Genomic DNA, 14,597 nt, shown 5'->3' with positions numbered 1-14,597 from the left:
CCTACATGCTCGACCCATCCGAACTCCGGCAGATCTTTCCCGTGATCGTCACGCCGAGCCACGACGGCAAGGTCTTCCTGAACTACCTCACCTCGATGCTGAACTTCACAGTCCAGGCCGAGCGTGCCGGCATGCGGCTGCAGGTGCTCACGCACCAGGGCGAGAGCCTGGTGACGCGCGCGCGGAACAACTGCGTGGCCCAATTCCTCGGCAATCCGCAGTGGACGCACCTGTTCTGGATCGACGCCGACATCGGCTTCTCGGCACAGGCGGCCTTCCGCCTGCTGCTGTCGGGCTACGACGTGGCGGCGGGCGTCTATCCGCTGAAGCGGGAGAACTGGCCCGAGGGCGGAGTAGCCGAGGGCACGACGCAGCAGCAGTTCGAGTCCACCTTCACGCGCTACACGGTCAACGCCAAGGCTTCCGAGACCACCTCGCGGGTCGAGCTCGAGGTGCAGCCCGACGGCTTCATGAAGATGACCGAGGCGCCGACCGGCTTCATGGTGATCAAGCGCTCCGTATTCGAGCGGCTCATGGCGAGCTACCCCGACCTCAACTATGTGCCCGACAGCATCGGAGAGGCCGATCTCGGCCTGCACTACCGCTTCTTCGACGTCATGGTCGATCCGCAGACACGCCGCTACCTGTCGGAAGACTACGGCTTCTGCCGCCTGTGGACGGGGCTGGGCGAGTCGATCTACATCGATGCCAACTCCAACCTGACGCACCAGGGCGCCAAGCTCTACCGTGGCGACTTCGCGAACTCGCTGCTGACTGCGCTGCCGCATGCGGTCGGCGGCCCGGCCGGCGCGGAGATGGTGCTCGCGGGCCGGGAACACCTGCAGCCCAACCAGCCGCCGATCTGAGAACAGAAAAGAGAAAAAGAAAAAGCCCCGCCGAAGCGGGGCTTGTTTCATTCAGGCGACCGGTGGATCGCCTGCAGGACCAGATCAGGCCGCGACCGTATCCGCCACGCCCTTGTAGTCCTCGATCTTGTCGAAGTTCAGGTACTGGTAGATCTTGTCGCCGTTGCTGTTGATCACGCCGATGTCGGCCATGTACTCCTCGCGCGTCGGGATGCGGCCGAGCTTCGAGCAGATCGATGCCAGCTCCGCCGAGCCCAGGTACACGTTGGTGTTCTTGCCCAGGCGGTTCGGGAAGTTGCGGGTGCTGGTCGACATGACGGTGGCACCTTCGCGCACCTGTGCCTGGTTGCCCATGCACAGCGAGCAGCCCGGCATTTCGGTGCGGGCACCGGCATTGCCGAACACGCCGTAGTGGCCTTCCTCGGTGAGCTGCTGCGCGTCCATCTTGGTCGGCGGCGCGATCCACAGCTTGACCGGGATGTCGCGCTTGCCCTCGAGCAGCTTCGACGCTGCGCGGAAGTGGCCGATGTTGGTCATGCACGAGCCGATGAACACTTCGTCGATCTTGGCGCCGGCCACGTCCGACAGCGTCTTCACGTCGTCGGGGTCGTTCGGGCAGGCCACGATGGGCTCGTGGATGTCGGCCAGGTCGATCTCGATGACGGCAGCGTATTCGGCGTCGTCGTCGCCCTTGAGCAGCTGCGGGTCCTTGAGCCAGGCTTCCTGCGCGGCGATGCGGCGCTGCAGCGTGCGAGCGTCGGCGTAGCCTTCGGCAATCATCCACTTCATCAGCGTGATGTTGCTGTTGATGTACTCCTGGATCGGTTCCTTGTTCAGGTGCACCGTGCAGCCGGCGGCCGAGCGTTCGGCCGAGGCGTCGCTCAGCTCGAAGGCCTGTTCCACCTTCAGGTCGGGCAGGCCCTCGATCTCGAGGATGCGGCCGGAGAAGATGTTCTTCTTGCCCTTCTTCTCGACCGTCAGCAGGCCGGACTTGATGGCGTACAGCGGAATGGCATTGACCAGATCGCGCAGCGTCACGCCGGGCTGCATCTTGCCCTTGAAGCGCACGAGCACCGATTCAGGCATGTCCAGCGGCATCACGCCGGTGGCGGCGGCGAAGGCCACGAGGCCCGAGCCGGCCGGGAAGCTGATGCCGATGGGGAAGCGGGTGTGGCTGTCGCCGCCCGTGCCCACGGTGTCGGGCGTCAGCAGGCGGTTGAGCCACGAGTGGATCACGCCGTCGCCCGGGCGCAGCGAGACGCCGCCGCGGGTGCTGATGAAGTCGGGCAGCTCGTGGTGCATCTTCACGTCCACCTTCTTCGGATAGGCGGCGGTGTGGCAGAACGACTGCATCACGAGGTCGGCCGAGAAGCCCAGGCAGGCCAGGTCCTTCAGCTCGTCGCGCGTCATCGGGCCGGTGGTGTCCTGCGAGCCGACCGAGGTCATCTTGGGTTCGCAGTACGTGCCCGGGCGCACGCCCTGGCCTTCGGGCAGGCCGCAGGCGCGGCCGACCATCTTCTGCGCCAGCGAGAAGCCCTTCTTGGTGTCGACAGGGCTTTGCGGCAGGCGGAACAGCGTCGAAGCCGGCAGGCCCAGCGCCTCGCGCGCCTTGGCCGTCAGGCCGCGGCCGATGATCAGCGGAATGCGGCCGCCGGCGCGCACTTCGTCGAACAGCACTTCGCTCTTGACCTTGAACTCGGCGATGACCTTGCCGTCCTTCAGCGCCTTGCCTTCGTAGGGGCGCAGCTCGACGACGTCGCCGGTATCCATCTGGCTCACGTCGAGCTCGATGGGCAGCGCGCCCGCGTCTTCCATGGTGTTGTAGAAGATCGGGGCGATCTTCGAGCCCAGGCACACGCCGCCGAAGCGCTTGTTGGGGATGAAGGGAATGTCTTCGCCGGTGAACCACAGCACCGAGTTGGTGGCCGACTTGCGGCTGGAGCCCGTGCCGACCACGTCGCCCACGTAGGCGACCTGGTTGCCCTTCTCCTTCAGCGACTCGATGAACTTGACCGGGCCGCGCTTGCCGTCTTCCTCGGGCTGGAACGCGGTGCCTTCGCGCTTGTTCTTGAGCATGGCCAGCGCGTGCATCGGAATGTCGGGACGCGTGGTGGCGTCGGGCGCGGGCGAGAGGTCGTCGGTGTTGGTTTCGCCGGGAACCTTGAAGACCGTGATGGTCAGGCTCTGCGGCACTTCGGGACGGCTGGTGAACCACTCGGCATCGGCCCAGCTCTGCAGCACGCCCTTGGCGTTGGCGTTGCCCTTGTCGGCCTTTTCCTTGACGTCGTGGAACTGGTCGAACATCAGCAGGGTTTTCTTCAGGCCTTCGGCTGCGACGGCACCGACTTCGGCGTCGTCGAGCAGGTCGATCAGGGGGCTGATGTTGTAGCCGCCGAGCATGGTGCCGAGCAGTTCGGTGGCGCGGGCGCGCGAAATGAACTCGCTCTTCTCGGTGCCGTGGGCCACGGCCGCGAGGTAGCTCGCCTTGACCTTGGCGGCGTCGTCGACGCCGGCAGGCACGCGGTAGGTGAGCAGGTCCAGCAGGAAGGCGCCATCCTTGGGCGTAGCGCTCTTGAGGAGCTCGATCGCTTCAGAGGTCTGCTTCGCGCTCAGGGGCAGCGGCGGGATACCGAGCGCGGCGCGTTCGGCAACATGGTCAACGTAGGCTTGCAACATCTTCTTTTCTCCGGAAACTGATCTGGCGGGCGTGCGAGGCGGCCCAGGCGGTCAAGCAAGAGCCGCGCCGCACCCCGTGGTGGGTACGCTTACTTCTTCTCGCCGTCGGCGCCGTCGAAGAGAGCCTTGGGCGGGTTCTTCTTCATTTCTGCGGCAAAGGCGATCTGTGCGTCGGTCTGGCATTCGTCGGCGATGCGCAGGCCGGCCTTCTGGTTCATCAGCATCGACTTGTTGCCGAGCTGGAGCCACATGGCGCCGGCGCGCGGGTCTTCGAGGCGGATGGCGCCGGTGCGGCTTTCGACCGGGTGCATGCGGTACTTCTGGCCCTTGGTGCTCACGGTGAAGAAGCCGGGCTTCTTCTCGTCGGGTGTGACGGTCACGTCGGCACCGAGTTCGCACTGGGCCTTGCCGACCGACACGCGCTTGGCGACTTCGAGGTCGGCATCGGTGAGGACGATGTTGGTGTCGTCGCTGATCGGCGTGACTTCCTCGACGGCCTTGGCGGCCTTGCGGGTGACCTGGCGCTTCGGGGGAGCCTTCTTGGCTTCGGTGGACTTGGCAGCGGCCGGCTTGGCGGGCGCTGCGTTCTGCGCCATGGCGCCGAGCGGCAGAGCCAGGGCCACAGCGGCGATCAGGGCAATTTTCTTCATGTGTGGGTTTCCTTGAGGCTGGGTTCGAAGGTTTCGTTTCAGGAGGCCGCGAATGCAAACCAGGCTTTCGCCTCGGAGGGCAACGCGCGCCCTGTTGCATGGGCACGCGTCAGAACCTGCCAGAAATGGCGGTAGCTCGCGCGGTCGTGCAATGTGCCATCAATTTGTGTCGGAGCCCAATCCGCAGCTGCCGCCTTTACAAGGATTTTTGTGGCAATTTGAATCTGCGACTCGTCGGGCGCGAAGGCCTCGAGGATGGGCCGGATCTGGTTCGGATGGATGCTCCACATGCGCGTGTAGCCGAATTCGCCGGCCGCCTTGCGCGCCGCGGTGCGCATCGCATCGGCATCGTTGAACTCGGTGACCACGCAATGCGACGGCACCTTGCCGTAGGCATGCGCGGCCGACGCGATGGCCAGCTTGGCTCGTACCACCAGCGGGTGGCTGAACTGCCCTGCGGCACCCATACCGTCGGCCGGGATGGCGCCGGCATGCGCCGAAACGAAATCCATGAGGCCGAAGCTCAGCGACTGCACGCGCGGATGGGCGGCAATCTCGAAGGCGTTGTGCACCGCCAGAGGCGATTCGATCAGCACGTGCAGTGGCAGCGTGGCTGCATCGGCCGCGTCGAGCGCGGCAACAGCCTGCAACACATCGGCCACCGATTCGACCTTGGGCACCATCAGGTGGCTCAGTCGCGAGCCGGCACGGCCGGCAATGGTGACCACGTCGCCCGCAAAGGCCGGGTGATCGACCGGGTGCACCCGCACGCCGACGCGCATGCCGGGCTTCGCAGCCAGCGCGAGCTCGGAGACGAGCGCGGCATGCTCGGCCTCGCCGCCCACGGGGGCGCCGTCCTCGCAGTCGAGGGTGACGTCGAACACGCAGGCGCCGAACTCCTCGGCCATCTCGGCCTGGAGCGCGAGACTCTTCTTCATGCGCGCTTCCACGCCGCTGTAGTGGTCGCACACGGGCAGCGTCACCGCGCCGGCCTGTGCACCGAGCAGCACTTCAGCGGGGTGTGCCGTGTTCGTCATGCTTTTTTCTGCGCGACGATGAACATGCGCGGGAAGGCCAGCAGCCGCTTGCCGTCAGTGCGCACGGGATAGGCCTCGTCCACACGGCGCTGGTATTCGGCGAGGTAGCTCGCCTGCAGGTCGGGCGGCAGGCGATCGACGAAGGGCTTCAGGCCGGTGCCGCGCACCCATTCGACGATGGAGGCCGCATCGGCCATGCGGTGCTGGTAGATGGTGTGCCAGACATCGACGTTCGCGGCGCGCGGCGCCAGCAGGTCGTAGTAGCCGCGCAGGTCGAGCAGCAGCGTGCGCAGCTTGTCCGCGTCGCCGATGCGCTCCGCCCAGGGAGCTTCGGCGGCGAGAGCGCGCATCAGCCGGTGCGTGGGCTCCTGCCGGTTGTCGGGCATCTGGATGGCGAGCACGCCACCCGGCGCCAGCGCGTCGAACAGGCGCGGGATCAGCTTCTCGTGATCGGGCACCCACTGCAGGGACGCGTTGGCATAAATGAGGTCGGGCGCTTCTTCAGCGGACTGCGGCGCCCAGGTCGCGATGTCGCTCAGCTCGAAGCGTGCCTGCGGCAGGCGCTCGCGCGCGCTGACCAGCATCGCTTCGGAGTTGTCGGTCCCGAGGGCCTGCGCCTTCGGGAACCGGTTGACCAGCAGCTCGGTGGAGTTGCCCGGGCCGCACCCGAGGTCGACCACGCGGGCCGCTTCGGTCAGCGGCACCCGCGCAAGGAGTTCCTGCGCAGGACGGGTGCGCTCGTCCTCGTAGCGACGGTAGAGCGCGGGGTTCCAGTCGAGCATGCTGGTCGGTGGGCTGGCTTACAGCAGGTGGGCGACGCCGGCCTGCTCGTCCTGCAGCTCCTTCAGCGTCTTGTTGATGCGCTCCTGGCTGAATGCATCGATCTCGAGGCCTTCGACGATCTTGTACTTGCCGTTCTCGGTGACGACCGGGAAGCCGAAGATCACGTCCTTCGGAATGCCGTACTGGCCGTCCGACGGGATGCCCATCGTGACCCACTTGCCGTTCGAGCCCAGGGCCCAGTCGCGCATGTGGTCGATGGCGGCGTTGGCGGCCGAGGCAGCCGACGACAGGCCGCGCGCCTCGATGATGGCCGCGCCGCGCTTGCCGACGGTGGGCAGGAAGGTGTCGGCGTTCCAGACCTGGTCGTTGATCAGGTCCTTGACGCTCTTGCCGCCGACGGTGGCGAAGCGGTAGTCGGCGTACATCGTGGGCGAGTGGTTGCCCCAGACGGTGAGCTTCTCGATGTCGCCCACTGCCGTGCCGGTCTTGGCGGCGATCTGGCTGGCGGCGCGGTTGTGGTCCAGGCGCAGCATGGCGGTGAAGTTCTCGCGCGGCAGGCTGGGCGCGCTCTTCATGGCGATGTAGGCGTTGGTGTTGGCGGGGTTGCCGACCACGAGCACCTTGACGTTGCGGCTGGCGACCTGGTCGAGCGCCTTGCCCTGTGCCGTGAAGATCTGTGCGTTGGCGGCCAGCAGGTCGGCGCGCTCCATGCCGGGGCCGCGGGGACGGGCACCGACCAGCAGGGCGTAGTCGGCATCCTTGAAGGCCACCAGCGGGTCGCCGGTGGGGATCACGCCGGCCAGCAGCGGGAAGGCGCAGTCTTCGAGCTCCATGATCACGCCCTTGAGCGCCTTCTGGGCCTTCTCGTCGGGGATCTCGAGCAGTTGCAGGATGACCGGCTGGTCTTTGCCGAGCATTTCACCGGAGGCGATACGGAACAGCAGGGCGTAACCGATTTGACCGGCGGCACCGGTGACGGCAACGCGGACGGGCTTTTTGCTCATGGGAAGACTCCAGAAGGTAATGAAACGGTGTCGGCGCTCTCGTGGGGCGCCAGGGGTTCTGCGGGATGAAACACCTTCCCGCAGCGCGAGACCGGCAGCATTTTAAGCCGATTCAATGAGCCTCGTCTTATGTCTTATATAAGATATCCTCTCGGGGTCCGCCAAGGCGCACCCCACCGCTGCCATGAACACGCCCACCCCATTCGACGAGCCCGCGACGCCGTCCTTCAGTCCGCTCTACCAGCAGATCAAGACCCTGATCCTGCAGAGCCTGCAGGCGGGCGAGTGGAAGCCGGGCGAGCCCATCCCGAGCGAGATGGACCTGGCCGTGCGCTACCGCGTGAGCCAGGGCACGGTGCGCAAGGCCATCGACGAACTCTCCGCCGAAAACCTGGTGGTGCGCCGCCAGGGCAAGGGCACCTTCGTCGCCACGCATGCCGAGCAGCATGTGCAGTACCGCTTCCTCAAGCTCGTGCCCGACGAAGGCGACCCGAGCACCGAGGGCCCGGCCGTGCGCACCATCGTCGACTGCAAGCGCCTGCGCGCATCGGCCGACGTGGCTCGAGCGCTCGGCCTGCGTACCGCGGACGCCGTGCTGCAGGTGCGCCGCGTGCTCGCCTATGGCGGAGTACCCACCATCCTCGAAGACCTGTGGCTTCCCGGCGCGCCCTTCAAGGGACTCACCGCCGAGCGGCTGCGCGCATGGCCCGGCCCGATGTACGCACTCTTCGAAACCGAGTTCGGCGTGCGTATGGTGCGCGCCGAGGAAAAGATCCGCGCCGTGCTGCCCGATGCCGAACAGGCAGCGCTGCTCGACGTGACGCTGCAGATGCCCCTGCTGAGCGTGGAACGCGTCGCGCACACCTACCATGACACGCCGATGGAACTGCGCCGCGGGCTCTATCGCACCGACACGCACCACTACAGGAACCAGCTGGGCTGACCCGATGCACACGAAGAAGGCAGAACACATCGGCTCCAGCACTCGCATGCAGCGTGCGCGTTGCGCTACGAAGTCAATAGCATCCGACTGCAACGGTGCGCTGACTCGTGCGTGTCCGCAGCGCGATGGTGCATTGCAATAGAATTTTGCGTTGTTTGCACTTCCGCAGAAGAAACAAAAGCGTTCGCTCTCAGAACAAGCCAACAAGTCACAAAGCCACGAAAGCCATCCCCCAATGACAGAGCTTGCAACTCCCCCCCGGCCACCGCGTCGCGAATTCCGCAACATCAATGCATTCACCGATCTCACGACCTACCGGCTGCCGCCGGCGGGCATCGTGTCGATCCTGCACCGCGTCAGCGGCGTGCTGATGTTCCTGCTGCTGCCGTTCATCATCTGGATGTTCGACACCTCGCTGTCTTCCGACTATTCGTTCGCCCGCTTCAAGGCCGCCTTCAACAGCGGCCTTGGCTTTGTTCCGGGGTGGTTCTTCAAGCTCGTCGCGCTCGCGCTCATCTGGGCCTACCTGCACCACTTCATCGCCGGCCTGCGCCACCTCTGGATGGACGTGAGCCACTCCGCGGTGAACAAGGAGTTCGGCAACACCTCGGCCATCTTCACGCTGGGCGCGAGCATCATCCTCACGCTGGTGCTCGGCGCCAAGCTGTTCGGCCTGTACTGAGAAGGAGCCAATCATGTCTGTGAATTACGGCTCCAAGCGCGTCGTCGTCGGCGCCCACTACGGTCTGCGCGACTGGCTCAGCCAGCGCATCACCGGCTGCCTGATGGCGCTCTTCACGATCATCCTGCTCGCGCAGCTGATCTTCACCCGCGGCCCCATCGGCTACGACCTCTGGGCCGGCATCTTCGCCGCCCAGTGGATGAAGGTGCTGACCTTCTCCGTGATCGTCTCCCTGCTCTACCACGTGTGGGTCGGCATGCGCGACGTTTGGATGGACTACATCCAGCCCGTCGCCATCCGTCTCGTGCTGCAAGTTTTCACCATCGTCTGGCTTGTCGGTTGTGCGGGTTGGGCCATTCAAGTGCTTTGGAAGATCTGACCCACCATGACCTACACAAAAGAAAAAATCACCAAGCGCAAGTTCGACGTCGTGATCGTCGGTGCCGGCGGCTCCGGCATGCGCGCCTCGCTGCAACTCGCACGTGCCGGCCTCAACGTGGCCGTGCTCTCCAAGGTGTTCCCGACCCGTTCGCACACCGTCGCCGCACAGGGCGGCGTGGGCGCTTCGCTCGGCAACATGAGCGAGGACAACTGGCACTACCACTTCTACGACACGATCAAGGGCTCCGACTGGCTCGGTGACCAGGACGCGATCGAGTTCATGTGCCGCGAAGCACCGAAGGTCGTGTACGAGCTCGAGCACTTCGGCATGCCCTTCGACCGCAACCCCGACGGCACGATCTACCAGCGTCCGTTCGGCGGCCACACGGCCAACTACGGCGAGAAGCCCGTGCAGCGTGCCTGCGCCGCGGCCGACCGTACCGGCCACGCGATGCTGCACACGCTCTACCAGAAGAACGTCGAGGCACGCACCCAGTTCTTCGTCGAATGGATGGCGCTCGACCTCATCCGTGACGAAGAAGGCGACGTGGTCGGCGTGACCGCCCTCGAAATGGAAACCGGCGACCTGCACATCCTGCAGGCCAAGACCGTGCTGCTGGCCACCGGCGGCGCGGGCCGCATCTTCCAGGCTTCGACCAACGCCTTCATCAACACCGGCGACGGCCTCGGCATGGCCGCCCGTTCGGGCATTCCGCTGCAGGACATGGAGTTCTGGCAGTTCCACCCGACCGGCGTGGCCGGCGCGGGCGTGCTGCTGACCGAAGGCTGCCGCGGCGAAGGCGCGATCCTGCTGAACAGCAACGGCGAACGCTTCATGGAGCGCTATGCGCCCACGCTGAAGGATCTGGCGCCGCGCGACTTCGTCTCGCGCTCGATGGACCAGGAAATCAAGGAAGGCCGCGGCTGCGGTCCCAACAAGGACTACGTGCTGCTCAAGCTCGACCACCTTGGCGCGGACACCATCCACAAGCGCCTGCCATCGGTGTACGAGATCGGCGTCAACTTCGCCAACGTCGACATCACGAAGGAACCGATTCCCGTCGTGCCGACCATCCACTACCAGATGGGCGGCATCCCCACCAACATCCACGGCCAGGTCGTGGTGCAGAAGGGTGAAGACAACAGCGCCGTCGTGAACGGTCTCTACGCGGTGGGCGAATGCTCCTGCGTGAGCGTGCACGGCGCCAACCGCCTGGGCACGAACTCGCTGCTCGACCTGCTGGTGTTCGGCCGCGCTGCCGGCAACCACATCGTCGAGTTCAACGACAAGCTCAAGGAACACAAGCCCCTGCCCAACGATGCGGCCGACCGCACGCTGGAGCGCCTGAACCGTCTCGAAGCCACCACCGGCGGCGAGTACGCGCAGGACGTGGCCGGCGAGATCCGCGCCGTCATGCAGCAGCATGCGGCCGTGTTCCGCAAGCAGGCCTCGATGGACGAAGGCGTGGTCAAGATCGCCGCCGTGCGCGAGCGCGTCAAGGCCATCGGCCTGAAGGACAAGTCGAAGGTGTTCAACACCGCCCGCATCGAAGCGCTGGAAGTCGACAACCTGATCGAAGTGGCGCAGGCCACCATGGTTTCGGCCGCAGCCCGCAAGGAATGCCGCGGCGCCCACACGGTGGAAGACTACGAGCGTCCGGCGGACGACCCGGTCGCCCCGCTCGGCCGCGACGACGCCAACTGGATGAAGCACACGCTCTGGTACAGCGCCGACAACCGCCTCTCGTACAAGCCGGTCAAGCTGCAGCCGCTCACCGTGGCCTCGGTTCCGCCGAAGGTCCGCACGTTCTAAAGAACGGCTCACAGTCAGCTCACACAAAGCATTCACAAGGTCACTACGATGAAGCGCACATTCCAGATTTACCGCTACGACCCGGACAAGGACGCCAAGCCCTACATGCAGACGGTCGAGATCGAACTCGACGGCCACGAGCGCATGCTGCTCGACGCCCTCATGAAGCTCAAGGCGCAAGACCCGACCCTGTCGTTCCGCCGCTCGTGCCGCGAAGGCGTCTGCGGCTCCGACGCGATGAACATCAACGGCAAGAACGGTCTGGCCTGCCTGACCAACATGAACACGCTCAAGGGCACCGTGGTGCTCAAGCCGCTGCCGGGCCTGCCCGTCATCCGCGACCTGATCGTGGACATGACGCAGTTCTTCAAGCAGTACAACTCGATCAAGCCCTACCTGCAGAACGACACCGTGCCGCCCGAGAAGGAACGCCTGCAGTCGCCCGAGGAGCGCGAAGAGCTCAACGGCCTGTACGAGTGCATCCTGTGCGCGAGCTGCTCGACGAGCTGCCCCAGCTTCTGGTGGAACCCCGACAAGTTCGTGGGCCCCGCCGGCCTGCTGCAGGCCTACCGCTTCATCGCCGACAGCCGCGACGAAGCCACCGCCGAGCGCCTGGACAACCTGGAAGACCCGTACCGCCTCTTCCGCTGCCACACGATCATGAACTGCGTGGACGTGTGCCCCAAGAGCCTGAACCCGACCAAGGCCATCGGCAAGATCAAGGAATTGATGGTGCGCCGCGCCATCTAAGAGATTCCTGAGCTGCCTTCCCGAGACGCCACCATGCAACCCGCCACCGACTCCGCCGAGCTGCTCAGCGAACGTGCGCTGAGCAAGCTCAAATGGCGCTGCCGGCGCGGACTGCTCGAGAACGACCTGTTCATCGCCCGCTTCTTCGAGCGGCACGAATCCCGCATGACCGTGGGTCAGGCGGGAGCGATGGAGACATTGATGGACCTGTCGGACAACGATCTCCTCGACCTCCTTTTGCGCAGAAAGGAGCCCGAGCCCGAATGGGCCGGGGCCGAGGTGGTCGCATTGCTGCAGCTGATGCGCACCGACGGCGCGCAGCGTCCTGCAATTTCTCCTTCGTCCTGAATCCACCTCTGAAAGTAAACCGAAATGAAAGCATCCGATACCAAGGCCACGCTGTCGTTCAGCAACGGCGGCGACAGCGTCGAACTGCCGATCTACAAGGGCACCGTTGGCCCCGACGTGATCGATATCCGCAAGCTGTATGCGCAGACCGGCATGTTCACGTACGACCCGGGCTTCATGTCGACCGCCGCCTGCCAGTCGGCCATCACGTACATCGATGGCGACAAGGGCGAGCTGCTGTACCGCGGCTACCCCATCGAGCAGCTCGCGACCAACTGCGACTTCCTCGAGACCTGCCACCTGCTGCTGTACGGTGAACTGCCGGACGCTGCCAAGAAGGCCAACTTCACCAAGCTCGTGACGAACCACACGATGGTGAACGAGCAGATGCAGTTCTTCCTGCGCGGCTTCCGCCGCGACGCGCACCCGATGGCCATCATGACCGGCCTGGTGGGCGCCCTGTCGGCCTTCTATCACGACAGCACGGACATCAACAATCCCGAGCACCGCGAGATCGCCGCGATCCGCCTGATCGCGAAGATGCCCACGCTCGTGGCCATGGCCTACAAGTACACGATCGGCCAGCCGTACATGTACCCGAAGAACGACCTGAGCTACGCCGGCAACTTCCTGCACATGATGTTCGCCACGCCGTGCGAGGAGTACAAGGTGAACCCGGTGCTCGAGCGCGCGCTCGACCGCATCTTCATCCTGCACGCAGACCACGAGCAGAACGCCTCGACCTCGACGGTGCGCCTGTGCGGCTCGTCGGGCACGAACCCCTTCGCGGCCATCGCGGCCGGCGTTGCCTGCCTGTGGGGCCCTGCCCACGGCGGCGCCAACGAAGCAGCACTCAACATGCTGTACGACATCCAGAAGGAAGGCGGCGTCGAGAAGATCGGCGAGTTCATCAAGAAGGTCAAGGACAAGAACTCGAACGTCAAGCTGATGGGCTTCGGCCACCGCGTGTACAAGAACTACGACCCGCGCGCCAAGCTGATGCAGGAAACCTGCAACGAAGTGCTGACCGAGCTGGGCCTGGAAAACGACCCGCTGTTCAAGCTGGCCAAGGAACTGGAAAAGATCGCCCTGGAAGACGAGTACTTCGTGTCGCGCAAGCTCTACCCGAACGTCGACTTCTACTCAGGCATCGTGCAGCGCGCCATCGGCATCCCGGTGCCGCTGTTCACCGCGATCTTCGCGCTGGCCCGCACGGTCGGCTGGATCGCCCAGCTGAACGAAATGATCGGCGACCCCGAGTACAAGATCGGCCGCCCGCGCCAGCTGTTCGAAGGCTCGCCGAAGCGCGACGTGAAGCCGATCTCGGCTCGCTGATCTGCGACTGCGGCCCAGCCGTGAAAGAAGCTGCCTTCGGGCAGCTTTTTTTTGGCCTGTAAATTGCGGTTCCTTCTTGTTGTTCGACGGAAAAGGAGAAAGCAGATGGCAGTTTCGAGCCCGGTAATCAGTTTGTCTTCAAGGGCGGCATGCATTGCCCTCGCCGCATCAGCGCTGTTCGGCTGCGCGAGCGATGCGAACCGATCCGCGCCGCCTTCGGCGACACAAGGCGCCCAGCAGCAGGTGGCCGTGAAGGTCCTCATCATCAGCATGTTCAAGCCCGAGGCGCAGGTGTGGCTCGAGCCGCTGAAGCTGAACCGGGAGATCAAGGTGCCGGGCCTGTCCGCCGACGATCCGGCGGTGCGGTGCAATGCCGATTCGGTGTGCCAGGTCACCACCGGCATGGGCCACACCAATGCGGCGGCATCCATCGCGGCGCTGGTGTTCAGCGGCAAGTTCGATCTCTCGAAAACCTACTTCCTGGTGGCCGGCATTGCGGGCGTCGACCCCAATGTCTCGACCATCGGCTCGGCCACCTGGGCCCGGTACCTGGTCGACTTCGGCATCGCCCACGAGATCGACGCGCGCGAAATGCCTTCGACCTGGCGCTCCGGCTACTTCGGCATCGGCGCCAAGGATCCGGACTCCAAGCCCAAGTTCGAATACCGCACCGAGGTCTTCCGCCTCGACGAGAAGCTGCTGCAGAAGGCCCTGAAGCTGTCGGCCAATGCGCCACTGGCCGACAACGACAAGGCGCGCGCCTATCGCGCAAGGTATCCGCAGCCGACGGCCAAGGCCCGCCCTTCCGTCCTGCAATGCGACACCGCGGCCGGGGACACCTACTGGCACGGCAAATACCTGGGCGAGACGGCCACACGCTGGGTTTCGCTCGTGACCGACGGGCAGGGCAAGTACTGCACCACGCAGCAGGAGGACAACGCCACCTACGAGGCGTTGAAGCGGGGCGCAAGCGCCGGGCTGCTCGACCTGCGGCGCGTGGCCGTGCTGCGCACCGCGTCGAACTTCGACCGGCCCCATCCGGGGCAGACCGCCTACGCCTCGCTTTCGGCCGAGTCAGGCGGGTTCCCGATCTCCACCGCCAACCTCCTGATCGCGGGGCGGCCCCTGGTGGATGCGATCGTCGGCAACTGGCCCGCCTGGAGCGCGGGAGTGCCGGCGGACTGACCGGTCCGTTCCGGACTCAGCCCTTCACCACTTCACGCGCACACCGACCGATCCGTTGATCGAGCTCTTCACCCTGGCGTTGCCGCCGCTCGCCCAGAGCTTGCCGACTTCGCCGTAGAGGCTGGTCGACTGGCCCAGCGCGAG

General features: G+C 65.3%; 14 protein-coding genes. 9 read left to right on the top strand and 5 right to left on the bottom strand.

The window, feature by feature from the left end:
• The first annotated feature begins 5 nt into the window (after positions 1-5).
• A complete protein-coding gene (locus tag BMY35_RS11760) occupies positions 6-866 on the top strand; it encodes a hypothetical protein (RefSeq protein ID WP_093198541.1) in 861 nt (286 codons plus the stop codon).
• 84 nt (positions 867-950) lie between these two features.
• Here BMY35_RS11760 and BMY35_RS11755 read toward each other — a convergent pair whose 3' ends face one another.
• The 5 genes from BMY35_RS11755 to BMY35_RS11735 form a co-directional block, all read right to left on the bottom strand.
• A complete protein-coding gene (locus BMY35_RS11755) occupies positions 951-3,542 on the bottom strand; it encodes a bifunctional aconitate hydratase 2/2-methylisocitrate dehydratase (RefSeq protein WP_093198539.1) in 2,592 nt (863 codons plus the stop codon).
• A gap of 89 nt (positions 3,543-3,631) precedes the next feature.
• A complete protein-coding gene (locus BMY35_RS11750) occupies positions 3,632-4,192 on the bottom strand; it encodes a hypothetical protein (RefSeq protein ID WP_093198537.1) in 561 nt (186 codons plus the stop codon).
• A gap of 38 nt (positions 4,193-4,230) precedes the next feature.
• A complete protein-coding gene (locus BMY35_RS11745) occupies positions 4,231-5,229 on the bottom strand; it encodes an HpcH/HpaI aldolase/citrate lyase family protein (RefSeq protein WP_093198535.1) in 999 nt (332 codons plus the stop codon).
• Entirely contained in the window at positions 5,226-6,011 is a 786-nt protein-coding gene (gene tam, locus BMY35_RS11740; protein ID WP_093198532.1) for a trans-aconitate 2-methyltransferase, read from the bottom strand. Before tam ends, BMY35_RS11745 begins: the two co-directional genes overlap by 4 nt.
• Positions 6,012-6,029: 18 nt before the next feature.
• Positions 6,030-7,016 (bottom strand): malate dehydrogenase, encoded by a 987-nt coding sequence (locus tag BMY35_RS11735; protein WP_093198530.1) that lies wholly within the window; start codon positions 7,014-7,016, stop codon positions 6,030-6,032.
• Between the two features lie 184 nt (positions 7,017-7,200).
• On the opposite strand from BMY35_RS11735, the gene BMY35_RS11730 reads away from it, so the two are divergent.
• The 8 genes from BMY35_RS11730 (at position 7,201) to BMY35_RS11695 (ending at position 14,453) form a co-directional block, all read left to right on the top strand.
• The gene (locus tag BMY35_RS11730) at positions 7,201-7,959 is read left to right on the top strand and encodes a GntR family transcriptional regulator (protein WP_093198527.1); all 759 of its coding nucleotides are present in this window, start codon (positions 7,201-7,203) and stop codon (positions 7,957-7,959) included.
• Positions 7,960-8,194: 235 nt separating this feature from the next.
• Complete coding sequence (gene sdhC / locus BMY35_RS11725; RefSeq protein ID WP_093198525.1) at positions 8,195-8,641, top strand: succinate dehydrogenase, cytochrome b556 subunit; 447 nt, start codon at positions 8,195-8,197, stop codon at positions 8,639-8,641.
• A gap of 13 nt (positions 8,642-8,654) precedes the next feature.
• Complete coding sequence (gene sdhD / locus BMY35_RS11720; protein WP_093198522.1) at positions 8,655-9,020, top strand: succinate dehydrogenase, hydrophobic membrane anchor protein; 366 nt, start codon at positions 8,655-8,657, stop codon at positions 9,018-9,020.
• Between the two features lie 6 nt (positions 9,021-9,026).
• Complete coding sequence (gene sdhA, locus BMY35_RS11715) at positions 9,027-10,835, top strand: succinate dehydrogenase flavoprotein subunit (protein WP_093198521.1); 1,809 nt, start codon at positions 9,027-9,029, stop codon at positions 10,833-10,835.
• A gap of 48 nt (positions 10,836-10,883) precedes the next feature.
• Positions 10,884-11,585, top strand: a complete 702-nt coding sequence (locus BMY35_RS11710; protein WP_093049529.1) for a succinate dehydrogenase iron-sulfur subunit — start codon at positions 10,884-10,886, stop codon at positions 11,583-11,585.
• A gap of 33 nt (positions 11,586-11,618) precedes the next feature.
• On the top strand, positions 11,619-11,933 hold the full coding sequence (locus tag BMY35_RS11705) for an FAD assembly factor SdhE (protein WP_093198518.1): 315 nt from the start codon (positions 11,619-11,621) through the stop codon (positions 11,931-11,933).
• Positions 11,934-11,957: 24 nt separating this feature from the next.
• On the top strand, positions 11,958-13,268 hold the full coding sequence (gene gltA, locus BMY35_RS11700) for a citrate synthase (protein WP_093198516.1): 1,311 nt from the start codon (positions 11,958-11,960) through the stop codon (positions 13,266-13,268).
• A gap of 105 nt (positions 13,269-13,373) precedes the next feature.
• Entirely contained in the window at positions 13,374-14,453 is a 1,080-nt protein-coding gene (locus BMY35_RS11695) for a purine-nucleoside phosphorylase (RefSeq protein ID WP_371287159.1), read from the top strand.
• Positions 14,454-14,597: the final 144 nt, after the last annotated feature.

The organism is Variovorax sp. YR750 (assembly GCF_900109805.1).
Lineage (GTDB): Bacteria > Pseudomonadota > Gammaproteobacteria > Burkholderiales > Burkholderiaceae_C > Variovorax > Variovorax gossypii.
This window is presented reverse-complemented; position numbering and strand designations above follow the sequence as displayed.

Bases quoted from the DNA above. Each gene is read 5' to 3' on its own strand.
- BMY35_RS11750 (WP_093198537.1), bottom strand. From the start codon at position 4,192: ATGAAGAAAATTGCCCTGATCGCCGCTGTGGCCCTGGCTCTGCCGCTC.
- BMY35_RS11735 (WP_093198530.1), bottom strand. From the start codon at position 7,016: ATGAGCAAAAAGCCCGTCCGCGTTGCCGTCACCGGTGCCGCCGGTCAA.
- BMY35_RS11760 (WP_093198541.1), top strand. From the start codon at position 6: ATGCTCGACCCATCCGAACTCCGGCAGATCTTTCCCGTGATCGTCACG.
- gltA (WP_093198516.1), top strand. From the start codon at position 11,958: ATGAAAGCATCCGATACCAAGGCCACGCTGTCGTTCAGCAACGGCGGC.
- BMY35_RS11745 (WP_093198535.1), bottom strand. From the start codon at position 5,229: ATGACGAACACGGCACACCCCGCTGAAGTGCTGCTCGGTGCACAGGCC.
- BMY35_RS11710 (WP_093049529.1), top strand. From the start codon at position 10,884: ATGAAGCGCACATTCCAGATTTACCGCTACGACCCGGACAAGGACGCC.
- tam (WP_093198532.1), bottom strand. From the start codon at position 6,011: ATGCTCGACTGGAACCCCGCGCTCTACCGTCGCTACGAGGACGAGCGC.
- BMY35_RS11705 (WP_093198518.1), top strand. From the start codon at position 11,619: ATGCAACCCGCCACCGACTCCGCCGAGCTGCTCAGCGAACGTGCGCTG.
- sdhC (WP_093198525.1), top strand. From the start codon at position 8,195: ATGACAGAGCTTGCAACTCCCCCCCGGCCACCGCGTCGCGAATTCCGC.
- sdhD (WP_093198522.1), top strand. From the start codon at position 8,655: ATGTCTGTGAATTACGGCTCCAAGCGCGTCGTCGTCGGCGCCCACTAC.
- BMY35_RS11730 (WP_093198527.1), top strand. From the start codon at position 7,201: ATGAACACGCCCACCCCATTCGACGAGCCCGCGACGCCGTCCTTCAGT.
- sdhA (WP_093198521.1), top strand. From the start codon at position 9,027: ATGACCTACACAAAAGAAAAAATCACCAAGCGCAAGTTCGACGTCGTG.
- BMY35_RS11695 (WP_371287159.1), top strand. From the start codon at position 13,374: ATGGCAGTTTCGAGCCCGGTAATCAGTTTGTCTTCAAGGGCGGCATGC.
- BMY35_RS11755 (WP_093198539.1), bottom strand. From the start codon at position 3,542: ATGTTGCAAGCCTACGTTGACCATGTTGCCGAACGCGCCGCGCTCGGT.